Annotated in this window: 11 protein-coding genes; 7 read left to right on the forward strand and 4 right to left on the reverse strand. The window is 74.0% G+C overall.

Annotation, left to right across the window (positions count from 1 at the left end):
* The first annotated feature begins 143 nt into the window (after positions 1 to 143).
* The 7 genes from FB558_RS29360 to FB558_RS29390 all read left to right on the forward strand — a co-directional run bounded on the left by FB558_RS29360 (position 144) and on the right by FB558_RS29390 (position 7,613).
* Positions 144 to 1,442 (forward strand): sugar ABC transporter substrate-binding protein, encoded by a 1,299-nt coding sequence (locus FB558_RS29360; RefSeq protein WP_142058809.1) that lies wholly within the window; start codon positions 144 to 146, stop codon positions 1,440 to 1,442.
* Positions 1,439 to 2,401, forward strand: coding sequence for a carbohydrate ABC transporter permease (locus FB558_RS29365; protein WP_142058811.1), 963 nt, complete (start codon positions 1,439 to 1,441; stop codon positions 2,399 to 2,401). The genes FB558_RS29360 and FB558_RS29365 overlap by 4 nt, the downstream gene beginning before the upstream one ends.
* A complete protein-coding gene (locus tag FB558_RS29370) occupies positions 2,398 to 3,207 on the forward strand; it encodes a carbohydrate ABC transporter permease (RefSeq protein ID WP_246106815.1) in 810 nt (269 codons plus the stop codon). Before FB558_RS29365 ends, FB558_RS29370 begins: the two co-directional genes overlap by 4 nt.
* Entirely contained in the window at positions 3,204 to 4,598 is a 1,395-nt protein-coding gene (locus FB558_RS29375) for a glycoside hydrolase family 3 N-terminal domain-containing protein (protein WP_142058813.1), read from the forward strand. Before FB558_RS29370 ends, FB558_RS29375 begins: the two co-directional genes overlap by 4 nt.
* Before the next feature lie 193 nt (positions 4,599 to 4,791).
* Entirely contained in the window at positions 4,792 to 5,256 is a 465-nt protein-coding gene (locus FB558_RS29380; RefSeq protein ID WP_142058815.1) for an excalibur calcium-binding protein, read from the forward strand.
* 2 nt (positions 5,257 to 5,258) lie between these two features.
* Positions 5,259 to 5,885 (forward strand): class F sortase, encoded by a 627-nt coding sequence (locus tag FB558_RS29385; RefSeq protein ID WP_142058817.1) that lies wholly within the window; start codon positions 5,259 to 5,261, stop codon positions 5,883 to 5,885.
* A 273-nt stretch (positions 5,886 to 6,158) separates the two neighbouring features.
* A complete protein-coding gene (locus FB558_RS29390; protein WP_142058819.1) occupies positions 6,159 to 7,613 on the forward strand; it encodes a S1C family serine protease in 1,455 nt (484 codons plus the stop codon).
* Positions 7,614 to 7,692: 79 nt separating this feature from the next.
* Here FB558_RS29390 and FB558_RS29395 read toward each other — a convergent pair whose 3' ends face one another.
* The 4 genes from FB558_RS29395 to FB558_RS29410 all read right to left on the reverse strand — a co-directional run bounded on the left by FB558_RS29395 (position 7,693) and on the right by FB558_RS29410 (position 13,029).
* Positions 7,693 to 8,856, reverse strand: a complete 1,164-nt coding sequence (locus tag FB558_RS29395; RefSeq protein ID WP_425468098.1) for a CaiB/BaiF CoA transferase family protein — start codon at positions 8,854 to 8,856, stop codon at positions 7,693 to 7,695.
* 71 nt (positions 8,857 to 8,927) lie between these two features.
* Complete coding sequence (locus FB558_RS29400) at positions 8,928 to 10,352, reverse strand: MFS transporter (RefSeq protein ID WP_246106817.1); 1,425 nt, start codon at positions 10,350 to 10,352, stop codon at positions 8,928 to 8,930.
* 65 nt (positions 10,353 to 10,417) lie between these two features.
* Positions 10,418 to 10,906, reverse strand: coding sequence for a MarR family winged helix-turn-helix transcriptional regulator (locus FB558_RS29405; RefSeq protein WP_142058823.1), 489 nt, complete (start codon positions 10,904 to 10,906; stop codon positions 10,418 to 10,420).
* A gap of 50 nt (positions 10,907 to 10,956) precedes the next feature.
* Positions 10,957 to 13,029 (reverse strand): phage holin family protein, encoded by a 2,073-nt coding sequence (locus FB558_RS29410; RefSeq protein WP_142059271.1) that lies wholly within the window; start codon positions 13,027 to 13,029, stop codon positions 10,957 to 10,959.
* Positions 13,030 to 13,054: the final 25 nt, after the last annotated feature.

Here is a 13,054-nt window from a genome sequence, read left to right on the forward strand (position 1 = left end):
GCGCCGGCGCTGAATCCAACCGTGACCTCGCGACGCTTGACGCCGGTCGGGTGACGCAGACTACAGTTCCCGGCACTAGACCTCTGGTCTCACACAGCGGTCCGCCTCTGCTCGAGGAGTCGAAAGGGAGCCCCATGTGGTCGATGCCCGGATCCCGAGCGGCGCGGCGCACCGCCGTCGCCGCCACCGCCGCAGCGGCGCTGGCCCTGGCGGGCTGCGGCAGCGGGGGCGACGAGGGCGGCGCCGCGGGCGGTGACCGGGCGCTCACCGTCTGGATCATGGAGGGCACCAACCCGGACGCCGAGCCCTTCTTCTCCGAGCTCTCCACGGCGTTCCAGGAGCGCACCGGTGCCACCCTGGACGTCCAGTTCGTCCAGTGGGCCTCGGCGCACGACCGGTTCGTCACCTCCATCGCAGGGGGCACCACGCCGGACGTCGCGGAGGTCGGCACCACCTGGGTCGGCGAGTTCGGCGACGCCGGCGCGCTGGTCGACCTCACCTCTCGCGTGCAGGAGGCCGGACTGTCCGACGGGCTCGTCGACGGCCTCGTCGAGGCGGGCACGCTGGACGGCGCGCTCTACGGGATGCCCTGGTACGCCGGCGTGCGCTCGCTCGTCTACCGCACCGACGTGTTCGCCGAGCTCGGACTGACGCCACCGACCACGTGGGACGAGCTCGTCGCCGTCGGCCAACGCATCAAGGAGGCCCGTCCCGACCTCCTGCCGCTGCCGATCGCGGGCGACAACGAGTTCATCGTGTACCCGTTCCTCTGGGGCGCGGGCGGCCAGATCGCCACGCAGAACGGCGGCACCTGGACCAGCGGTGTCGACTCGCCGGAGTCCCGCGCGGGGATCCAGTTCTACGCCGACCTCGCACTCACCCACGGGTTCTCCACCCCGGCTGCGGCGACCTGGCGGGAGACCGACCTGCGCGACTCGTTCACCAAGGGCCAGTCCGCGATGATCTTCTCCGGCAGCTGGACGCCCAAGGCGATCCTCGAGGCCGCCCCCGACCTGGAGGGCAAGATCGGCGCGTTCCCGATCCCGGGCCCCGACGGCGGGCTCGCGCCCTCGGTGCTGGGCGGCTCGCTGCTGTCGGTGTTCGAGGGCACCGACGACGAGGACCTGGCGTGGCAGCTCGTCGAGATGATGGGCACGGGCGAGTTCGCGTCGAAGTGGGCAGGCGAGTCGAGCTACTTCCCCGGCACGAAGGCGCTGCTCGACGAGGCCGCGCAGTCCCCGGACCCGCTCGTGGCGCCGTTCGCGCGGCAGATGGTCGAGTCCGGGCGCAGCGTCCCGGTCACGCCGCTGTTCGGCCAGATCCAGGGCAAGAAGACGATCGCGGCCATGATGCGCTCGATCCTCACCGGTGAGGCGACGGTGGAACAGGCCACCTCGACCGCGGCCGCGGAGATGAACCAGATCTTCGCCGACGGGGCATGACGGTCCAGGAACGCGTCCGCGCGGCCCGGGGCGCGGCGACCGCTGCGCCCCGGCCGCCGCGGCGACCCGGCACCCGCCCCACCCGGCCGTGGCTGCTGCTGGCCCCCGCCCTGCTCGTCATGGGCGGGCTGCTGCTCTACCCGCTGGTGCGGGTGCTGGTGCTGTCGCTGCAGGACTTCGGCCTGCGCGAGCTCGTGTCCGGGCGCACCGACTGGGTGGGCCTGGACAACTACGTCGAACTGCTCGGCAACCCCGACCTGTGGACCACCGTCCTGCCCAACACCGTGGTGTTCGCGGTGGTGGCGGTGGCGCTCACGGTCGTGTTCGGCACGCTGGTGGCGCTGCTGCTGGCCCGTCTCTCCCCGCTCGTCCGCGCCATCGTCACCACGGCGATCATGGTGGCCTGGGCGATGCCCGCCGTCACCGGCACCTACGTGTGGGTGTTCGTGTTCACCCCGGGCGACGGCCTCGCCGTGCAGGCGCTCGACGCGCTCGGCCTCGTCGACGCGGCCACCGCCAACCCGTTCGCCTCCCGGCTGTCGTTCTACGCGGTGGCCACGCTCAACGTCGTGCACCACGGCTTCCCGTTCGTGGCGCTCACCGTGCTGGCCGGGCTGATGACGGTGCCGCAGGAGCTCAACGAGGCCGCGATCGTGGACGGCGCGAACGCCTGGCGCCGGTTCTGGTCGGTGACGTTCCCGATGCTGCGGCCGGTGTTCGCGGTGGTCACCGTCCTGTCGACGATCTGGGACTTCAAGGTGTTCACCCAGATCTACCTCATGCCCGGCGGCGACGGGGTCAACCGCAACGTGCTCACCCTCGGCACCTGGTCCTACGTCGAGTCGTTCGCGCAGAACCGCTACGGGCTGGGCGCCGCGATCGCGGTGCTGCTCACCGCGCTGCTGCTCGTCGTCACCGTGGCCTACCTGCGCCTGCTGTTCCGGGAGGAGGAGCTGTGAGAGCCACCCTGAAGGGCCTCGGCGTCGCGGGTGTCCTCGTCTTCACGCTGTTCCCGGTCTACCTCATGGTCGTCACGGGCCTGAACGGCGAGGCCAACGCCGGCTCCCGGAGCCTGTGGCCGCGCGAGTGGACGCTCGACAACTTCGCCTATGTGATCGGCGAGGGCGGCTTCGGCCGCTTCCTGGCGAACTCCCTGGTCGTGGCGCTGGGTACCGTGCTCGCCGGGGCGGTGCTCGCGCTGCTGGCGAGCGTGGCCGTGGCCCGGTTCCGCTTCCGGTTCCGCACCTCGGTGCTGGTGATGATCCTGATCATCCAGATGGTGCCGGTGGAGGCGCTGGTCATCCCGCTGTTCATCCAGGCACGCAGCTTGCAGATGCTCGACACCTTGATCGGGCTCGTCGTCGTCTACCTGGCCTTCTCGCTGCCGTTCGCGATCTGGACGCTGCGCGGGTTCGTCGCCGCCGTCCCCGTGGAGCTGGAGGAGGCCGCCTACCTCGACGGGGCGTCCTGGGGGCGGATGTTCCGCTCGGTGCTGCTGCCGCTGGTGGCACCCGGGCTGGTGGCCACGAGCGTGTTCTCCTTCATCGTGGCGTGGAACGAGTTCATCTTCGCGCTGACGTTCATGTCCGACGACCAGAACTACACCGTCGCCGTCGGCCTGCGCCGCTTCTTCGGCCAGCACGCCACGGACTGGGGCGCCGTCATGGCCGCGTCCACGCTGATCACGATCCCGGTGATGGTGTTCTTCGTGATCGCGCAGAAGCGGCTCACCGACGGGCTCGTCGCGGGAGCGGTCAAGGGATGACCGGCGACGAGGAGCTCGTCAACGGCGTCCTGCTCCCCGGCTTCACCGGCGTCGGCGTGCCGGACTGGCTCGGCCGCGCCGCCGACGCCGGGCTCGCGGGGGTCTGCCTGTTCGCCGGCAACGTCGGGCCCGGCCTCCCGACGCTCACCGCGGCCCTGCACGCGCGTCGCGACGGGTTCCTCGTGGCGTCCGACGAGGAGGGCGGCCCGGTCACCCGCCTCGACGCCACCGGCGGTCCCGCCTGGCCCGCCGCCGCCGCACTCGGGCGCCTCGACGACGTCGCCGTCACGGAGGCCGTCGGCGCCGGGATCGGTGCGCAGTGCCGCGGCCTCGGCATCGACCTCGCGCTCGCGCCCGTGGCCGACGTCAACGCCGAGCCGCGCAACCCGGTCATCGGGATCCGGTCCTTCGGCGCCACCCCGGACCTGGTGGCCCGGCACACGGCCGCCTTCGTGCGTGGCCTGCAGGGCGCGGGCACCGCCGCGGCGGCCAAGCACTTCCCCGGCCACGGCTCCACCCACGTCGACTCGCACCGGGACCTGCCGGTCGTCACCGCCGACGTGGCCACGCTGCGCGCCCGCGACCTGCCGCCGTTCGCCGCGGCGGTCGAGACAGGGGTGCGGTGCGTGCTCACCGCGCACGTGCTGTTCCCCGCCCTCGACGAGCGGCCCGCCACGATGAGCCCACCGCTGCTGGACCTCCTGCGCCGCGATCTCGGCTTCGACGGGGTGATCGTCTCCGACGCCGTCGACATGGGCGCGATCGCCGCGGGCGTCGGCACCGGCCCCGGCGCGGTGGCGGCCGTGGCCGCCGGGGTCGACCTCGTCTGCATCGGCAACCCCGACAACGGCTACGACGACGAGGCCGGCTACCGGGAGGTGCGCGACGCCCTGCTCGCCGCGGTGGGCGACGGCACGCTCCCGCGGGAGCGGCTGGCCGAGGCGGGGCGCCGCGTCACGGAGCTCGCGGGCTGGGTCCGCGCGGCGCCGGCCGCCACGGCGGACGCCGGCGGGCTCGGCGAACGTGTCGCGCGCCGCGTCGCGTCGGCGGTCGGGGACGTGCGCGTCGGGCGGGGGGCGCACGTCCTCGACCTGACCGGACCGGCGAACGTCGCCGACGGCCGCCGGGGTGAGCCACGGCTCGCCGCCGCGCTGCGCCGCCGCGACCCGTCGATCACGGCGGGCCCCGTCGCGGCCGCCGGCCGGCCGCTCGTGCTCGTGGTGCGCGGCCCCTCCCCCGCGCTCGACGCCGCGCGCGCCGGCCGCCCCGACGCCGTGACGGTGCACGTGGGCCCGTCCGGCACGTGGGAGCCGCCGGCGCCGTCGATCACGCTCCACGGCGACGGGCGCGCGCACGCGGACGTCGCCGCCGACCTGTTGAGCGACGTCTGATCACCCTGCGCACCGCGCGCAACCCCTGATCGGGTGGTCGGCGGTCACCAGCACACGATCCGGTGGTCGCGCCGCTCACACAGGGCGATCATGACGTGCGTCGCCCTATTCTTCCGGCACGGAACGCGAACGGAACACCATTTCCTACCGATTCCGCGGCATCTGTTCACCCCTTTCCTGGAAAGGACGTGCCATGCGTATCCGGACGATCCTCGCCGCGACCGCGCTCGCCGGGGCGGCGACGCTGACGCTGGCCGGATCCGCCTTCGCGGTCGACCGCGACTGCCGGGACTTCACCTCGCACGCCGACGCGCAGGCGGCGTTCGACGCCGTGCCGGGCGACCCGGAGGGGCTGGACCCCGACGGCGACGGCAAGGCCTGCGAGGACCAGTTCGTCGACGACCTGATCGGCGGCTCCGGGGAGCCCGGCCACGACACCGGCGACAGCGGTGACAACGGAGGTGACAGCGGGGGCGACAACGGGGGCGACGGAGGCCCGGACGACGGGGACGCTCCCGTCGGCGGCGTCGCGACCGGCGGGGGAGGCACCGCGGAGGGAGGGGGTTCGGCCGCACCGTTCGCCGCGGCGGGTGCATCGGCACTGGCCATCGGCGTTCTGGCGGCGGCGGGGCGCCGCTCGACCCGCCGGCGCGGCTGACGGTGGGGTCCCGCACCGGGAACGGTGCCGCCCGCTCCCCCTCCGCGGCTCCGGGCGCGGTCCACGGCCCGGTCACAGCGCTGCTCGTGGTGCTGCTGGTCGTCGCCGGGGTCGCCGCCGCGGGACGGCCCGCCCGCCCGCTGCTCCCCCTTCCCGTCCACGCCGCCCGTGAGGTCGGCGGGCAGGTGGCGCCGCCGGTCCGCATCCGCATCCCGGCGATCGGCGTCGACGCGCCGGTCGTTCCGCTCGACGTGGACGCGCACGGCGCGCTGCCGGCGCCCAGCCATGACGGCGCGGCCGGGTGGTGGCGCGCGGGACCCGAACCCGGTGAACGGGGAGCGGCGGTGGTGGCCGGGCACGTCGACTCGCATTCGGGGCCCGCGGTGTTCTTCCACCTCCGCGCCCTGCACCCCGACGCCGAGGTGTTCGTGGACAGATCCGACGGGCGCACGGCGCAGTTCGCCGTCCGGCGGTTCGAGAGCCACGGGAAGGACGCATTTCCCACGCATTCCGTGTACGGCCCGACCCCGCGCTCGGAACTGCGGATCATCACGTGCGGCGGGGTGTTCGACCGTACGGAACGCCACTACCGGGACAACGTGATCGTCTTCGCCGACCGCACCGGCTGACGCAGTGGCCTCATGATCAGCAAGTCGGCGCGTTCCCGGGTCGACGGGATCGGCCCGCCCACAGGAGATTCCCGGACCACATCGACACCATAGGTCTGCGCGCGCCCGGGACCCATGACGTCGACCGCGTCATGCACGGGCTCGTTCAGCGGAACGCGCGACCGGCCATGATCAGCAGGAGTGCGTGGGCCCTGCCGCGGGTGCCGACGGACTCCGCGCCATTTCCCAGCCACTCCTCAGGCACCACTCAGGGTCGGGGCGCATGGTCGTGGCATGAGCGAGGAGCACAGGGAGCAGGGCCGGGACGCGAGCGCCTCGACCGGTGACTCCCGCACCGACCAGTACCCCGTCACCGACCAGTACCCCGTCCCGTCCTACGCGGGCGCCCCGGCACCGGACGCCGCGAACGGCCGGTCCGAGCGAGCCGGTGGGCACTCGGGCCCACCCGCCGGGTCGTTCGGCCCGCCGCCGCAGGGTCTCCCGCCGCAGGGCGCGTCCGACGCGTACTTCCCCCCGCCCCCCGGCCACTTCACGGGCCCGCCGACCGCCACGCTGCCGCCGCAGCCGCGCCGGCAGCGGACCATGACGGGCATCGTGGCGGCCGCGCTGATCGCCGGCCTCGTCGGCGGCGGCGCCGGCTTCGGCGGGGCGTACGCGCTGCTCGGCGACGGGTCGGGGAGCACGCTGACGTCGTCGCCGCAGGCACCCGGAGCGGTCGACGCCGCCCCGGGCTCGGTCACCGCGGCGGCGCAGACCGTGCTGCCCAGCACCGTGGACATCCGCGCCACGATGGCGCAGGGCGCCGCCGAGGGCAGCGGCATGATCCTCACGCCCGAGGGCGACATCCTCACGAACAACCACGTCGTCGCGGGCAGCGGGGAGATCACCGTGACGCTGGCGGACGGCACCGAGCACCCCGCCACCGTCGTGGGCACCTCCCCCAGCTACGACCTCGCGGTCATCAGGGTGCAGGGCGCCACCGGGCTGACCCCGGCCACGCTCGGCGAGAGCTCCTCGCTCCAGGTCGGGCAACAGGTCGTCGCGATCGGCTCGCCGCGTGGGCTCACCGGCACCGTCACCACGGGCATCGTCAGCGCGCTCGACCGCACGGTCGCCGTGCCGGGCGAGGACGGCGGCGCGGTGGTCTACAACGGCCTGCAGACCGACGCGCCGATCAACCAGGGCAACTCGGGCGGGCCGCTGGTGAACCTCGACGGGCAGGTCGTGGGCATCAACTCCGCCATCGCCACCGCGGGTGGGCAGGACAGCGGCAGCATCGGGCTCGGCTTCGCGATCCCGGTCGACCAGGCCCGCCGCGTCGCTCAGGAGATCATGGACACCGGCACCGCCACGAAGCCCGTGCTCGGCGTGCAGGGCAGCGTGGGCGCCGGAACCGGTGACGGGGCCCCGCTCGCCGCGGTGCAGCCGGGCTCGCCCGCCGAGTCGGCCGGCCTGGCGGCGGGCGACGTCGTCACCCGCGTCGACGGCGCGCAGGTGGCCGACTTCGCGGACCTGATGGCCCGCATCGGCTCGCACGCCCCCGGCGAGCAGGTGACCCTGACCGTGACGAACGGCGGCGCCGAACGCACCGTCGACGTCACGCTGGGCAGCCAGCCCGACGAGGCCGCCACCAGCAGCCCCAGCCAGGGCCGCGGCAGCAGCCCCTTCGGTGGCGGCCAGCAGAACCCCTTCGGCGGCCAGGGCAACCCGTTCGGCGGCGGCAACTGACGCTCCCTGCCGGAACTGCAGCAAAGCCACTTCCCTGCAAAGTGGTTGCGGGAAAGTGGCTTTGCGGCAACTCGGGGGGTCAGTTCGACAGCAGCCAGTTTCGGATCGCCGCACCGTCCTCGCCCAGGCCGGGGGGCCTGCGGCGGTAGGACGGCGGCGTGGCCGAGTACGTCACCGGGTTGCGGACGCTCGGGACGCCGTCGGGCTCGACCACCGGCTCGAGGCCGAGGCGCTCGGCCAGGGCGAGTCCCTCGTCGATCGTGTTGATCGGCCCGCAGGGGACGCCCGCTGGCGCGAGGATGTCGAACCACTCCTGCGCCGACTTCGTGGCCAGCCGCGCGAGCAGCAGGGGCCGCAGCTCGTCGCGGTGGGCGTTGCGGTCGGGCATGGACCCGAAGCGCGGGTCCTCGAGCAGCTCGGGCGCGCCGATCGCGGTGGCGAGCCTGCGGAACTGGTGGTCGTTGGCGGCGATGACGATCAGCTCGCCGTCGCCGGTGGGCAGCGGCTCGTAGGGGAACAGGCTCAGGTGGGCGTTGCCGAGCCGCCCGGGCACCACGCCACCGGCCAGCACCGCGGAGGTCTGGTTGACCAGGCCGGACAGCGCCGCCGAGAGCAGGTTCGTCTCCACCTTCTGCCCCTCGCCGGTGCGCTCGCGGTGGTGCAGCGCGGCGATGATAGCGACGGCCGCGTGCAGGCCCGTGATCACGTCGAAGACGGCGACGCCCGCGCGGAACGGCGGCCCGTCGGCGTCGCCGGTGAGGCTCATCAGCCCCGAGGTGGCCTGCACGAGCAGGTCGTAGCCGGGCAGGGCCGCCCCCGCCGCCGTGCCGAAGCCGCTGATCGAGCAGTAGACGACCTGCGGGTTGGCGGCGGCGACCGTCTCGTGGTCGAGGCCGAAGCGCACCAGCCCGCCCGGCTTGAAGTTCTCGATCAGGACGTCCGCGCGCCCGGCGAGCCGCTGCGCCACGTCCAGGTCGGCCGGGTCGGCGAGGTCGAGCACGATGGAGCGCTTGTTGCGGTTGATCGACAGGTAATAGGTGGCGGTGCCGTCCTCGCTCGTGGGCGGCACCCACGTCCGGGTGTCGTCCCCGCTGCCCGGTCCCTCGACCTTGATGACGGTCGCTCCGAGGTCGGCGAGCAGCATCGTGGCGTACGGGCCGGCGAGGATCCGGGAGAAGTCGGCGACGATCACCCCCGACAGCGGTCCGCTGGTCGGGGTGCCGTCGATCGGATCGTTCGCGATGCTCACCTCACGCATCGTACGAACCCCACCCGGCCGTGAGTGGAGACGAGTGTCGGAGCACTCGTATCCGCTCACGACCCGGAGTTGCGACGCAGCACCGTCACCGCCAGCGCGGTGGCGGCGGCCACGAGCACCGCACTCGCCGCGAAGGCGAGCCGGTAGCCACTGGACAACGCATCGACGTGCGTGGCACCGGCCGCCGCAACGGCGTCCGTGCGCGCCGCCGCGAGCGCCGCCAGTGCCGCGATCCCCAGCGCGGCGCCGATCTGCTGGCTCGTGTTGGCCAGCCCGGACGCGAGGCCCGCGTCCTCGGGCGTGGCGTCGGACATCATCACCGTGGTCACCGCGGGCAGGACGAGTCCGGCGCCGAGCCCGAGCACGAGCATCGACGGCAGGACGTCCACCAGGTAGCTGCCGGTGACCGGCCGGACGAGCAGGAGCAGCCCCGCGACGAGCAGCACCTCGCCGACCAGCAGCACGGGCCGGGCGCCCGCCCGCGCGATGAGCTGCCCGGACAGCAGGAGCGAGACGAGCGCGATCGTCACCGGGATCGGCAGCATCGCGAAGCCGGTCTGGGCCGGGGCGTAGCCCAGCGCCTCCTGCAGGTAGAGCGCCGCGGTGAACTGGAAGCCCATCATCCCGGCCACCGTGAGCAGCTGCACCGCGTTGCCGCCCGACACGGCGCGGGAGCCGAAGATCCCGAGGCGGACGAGCGGCTCGGCGGCCCGCCGCTGCCGGACCACGAACGCGGCGAGCAGGGCCACCGCGGCGGTCGCCAGGCCGAGCCGATCGGTCGCGGTCGACGAGCCGACGATCGTGAGCACCGCGAGCACGAGGCCCGCCGTGACCAGCAGTCCACCGAGGACGTCCGCGCGCCCGGACCGGTCCACCGCGCCGTCGGGCGCGACCGTCCGCACCGCGAGCAGCAGAACGACGACGCCGATGGGCACGTTGACCAGGAAGATCCACCGCCAGCCGACGGACTCGGTGAGCACACCGCCGAGCAGCGTGCCCAGCGACGCCCCGGCCGCACCGACGAACGCGTAGGCGCCCATGGCGCGCGCCCGCTCCCCCGGTTCCGGGAACAGCGCGACGATCATGCCGAGCACCACCGCCGACGCCATCGCGGCCCCGACGCCCTGCAGGAACCGCGCCGCGACGAGCATCTCCGCGGTCACCGCGAGGCCGCAGAGCAGCGACGCCAGCACGAACAGCGCGAGGCCCGCCAGCAACAGCCGGCGCCGCCCGACGAGGTCGCCGAGCCGGCCCGCGAGCAGCAGCAACCCGCCGAGCGGGACGAGGTAGGCGTTGACCGTCCAGGCGAGTCCGGCCGGGGTGAAGCCCAGGTCGGACTGGATCGCCGGAAGCGCGACGCTGACGATCGTGCCGTCGAGAATGATCATCAGCATCCCACCGCAGAGGACGGCGAGGGCGAGCAGGCGGGATGCGGGAGCGGTACGGGTGCCGGTCGCGACCGGACCTCCTGGAGTGGACACAGGAGGAACCGTAGCAGATTGTTTCGTAACAGACGATCCCGATCGGACTTGCCGTCAGCGGACCATCAGACGCCCCGCTTCCGGCGCGGAGCGTGCGGGTTCGGCTCCACCGCCGACAGTGGGCCGTCGTGCGTGACCAGCCGGAGCAGGGCGTCCAGCAGCACCGTGCGCTGCTCGTCCGGGAGCACCCCGAGTACGTCCTCGTAGACGCCGTCGATCACGCCGCGCGCCTCGGCGACGGCCGCGCCCCCCGCCTCCGTGGTGCGGACGATGCGCACCCTGCGGTCCACGGGTGAGGGCGAGCGCTGCGCCAGCCCGGCCTTCTCCAGGTGGTCGAGGGTGACCACCATGGTGGTCTTGTCCAGCAGGGCCAGCTCCGCGAGCTCGCCCTGCGTCCGTTCCCCGGACGCCGCCTTGGCCAGCACGCAGTAGTCGCGGACGTTCATGCCGAGCTCGCCGAGCGCCGCACCCATCCGCGCCGCCAGCGCCTGGCTGGCCTTGTCGAACAGGTACGACAGATCGCCGCGGATCTCCTCGTCGGTGCGCGTGTCCATCCACCCAGCGTAGAAGACGATCCGGAACGAGAAGTTCCCGAACGGGCCGGTTACTCCGCGGCGGCCGGCACCGTCGACGGCGCCGGGCGCTCCGGCTCGGGGTGCCCGAGGTGCGTGAGCCAGCCCCGCAGCACGCGGTGCAGTGCCTCCGCGCCGACGATCTCATCGGGCGCCGGGAACCCGGCCGGGTGCAGGAGGAACCCGTGGGACTGCGCCCCGCCCAACCCGCCGTGCGAGCCCACGTGCGGCTCGAACGGGGACGCCTCGTCCCGGGCCGGGTCGTACCGGCTGTTGATCATCAGGTCGGCGCAGTGCGGGAACCCGTCGACCCGGCGCACCAGGTCGGCCGCGTGCGGCCCGTAGGGCACCAGCGGGTCCTCACCGATGACGACGCCGGTGGCCAGCCGGTGCAGCCCGTCGCGGCCGAGCACGACGGGTCCGAACTCGGCGCTGCGCACCAGCACGAACCCCACCCCGGGGTGGTCGACGAGGGAGGGCAGCAGCTCGGGGAACTCCCGCTCGATCGTCTCCAGCTCGACGCGGCCGGGGTGGTCGGTGAACGAGGCCATCGCGAGGTGGCCGGACGCGACGACCACCACACCGGGAGCCACGCGCGCCGCGTCGCCGGGCGCGCCGCCTGCCGTGCGCGGCCGGTCGGGCGCGGAGGCGCCGCGTTCCACCCGGTCGCGCAGCCGGCGCGCGATCGGGCCGCCTCCCGACGACGCCTCGGCCAGCACCGCCCCGACCTGCCAGCCCTCCGACGTGCGGCCCGGGTCGGGGTGGGCGCCCCGGCGCGGGTCGGGCTGGGGCTGCCCGCACAACCGCCCCACCAGCGCCTCGATCGACTCCCCGAACCGGTCGGCGAACGCCCAGCCCTGCGTCTGGCCGTGGTCGGACAGGGCGACGATGTGGTAGCGGCGCGGGGCGAGCTGGGTGGCGCGGTGCAGCCGGCCGATCTGCCGGTCGATCGCGCGCAGCACGGCCAACGAGTCGAAGCGCTCGACGCCGGAGTGGTGGCCGACCTCGTCGTAGCCGAGGAAGTCGGCGTACACCGCCGCGCGACCGGCCAGCATGTCCTCGATGATCGCCGAGACCACCACGTCCCGGACGATCACGGTGGTACCGGCGCGGGCGAACGGGTAGAACCCGCCCCGGCTCACCCGCGGCACGACACCCGCGCGGCGCTGCCGGACGGCCGCCGAGACCTCCCGCCCGATGTCGACGAGTGCTCCGACGAACGTGCGCAGCGCGTTGGCCGGGTTGGCGAAGTAGGCGTAGTAGCCCGCACCCATCGCGTCGCGGGTGCGCCGACGCCGCCCGGACCCGCTGACCAGCGGTAGCGCGCTCATCGTGAGGCTCGTGTGCGCGGCGTCCCCGGTGAACAGGTTGCCGCGCGCCGCCCCGTCCACGGCGAGCAGGCCGCGCCCGTCGGAGTGCCTGCGCTCGATCTCGGCGGCGTCCTCCGGGCTGGAGCAGGCCATGACGTGGTCCCGGTCCTTCTCGTACCAGCGGAACCCGATCACGTCGGAGTTGTCGCCGTGCAGGATGCCGCAGACGCTCGCACCGGTCTGCGAGCTCCAGTCGGTGTGCCACTCGGCGAGCCGGTGGCTGCCGGTGTCGAGCAGGCGCGCGAAGGTGGGCATGTCACCGTCGCGGACGGCGCGCCGCAACGTGTCGATCCCCAGGCCGTCGACCTGCAGGAACAGCACCCCCGGCGGCATCTCGCCGGCACCAGCCGCACCGCGGCGGGCCCGGCGGCGCGCGGCCCGGCGGAAGAAGAGCTCGTCCTCGTCGAGGCCCACCAGGCTGCTGACGACGGCGCCGAGCGCCGCCACGGCGACCGCCACGACGACGGCCGTGCCGAGGTCGGTGACCACGACCCCGGGCACGGCGAAGGAGATCGCCAGCACCCCGGCGCCGAGCAGCAGGAACGAGCCGATGCCGAGCGTGAACACCGCCACCGGGAGCGCGATCCGCAGGACCAGCGGCCACACCACGGCGCTGAGCACGCCGAACAGCAGCGCGCAGACGGTCGGCTGCCACCACTCGGGCATCGCGAAACCGGTGAGCCACGCGTCGAGCAGCTGCAGCGCGCCGACCGCGAGCACCCACACGAGCACCATCCGCGCGAGCACCCGCCCGCCGCGC

Source organism: Pseudonocardia kunmingensis, assembly GCF_006716445.1.
GTDB classification, from domain to species: Bacteria; Actinomycetota; Actinomycetes; order Mycobacteriales; family Pseudonocardiaceae; genus Pseudonocardia; species Pseudonocardia kunmingensis.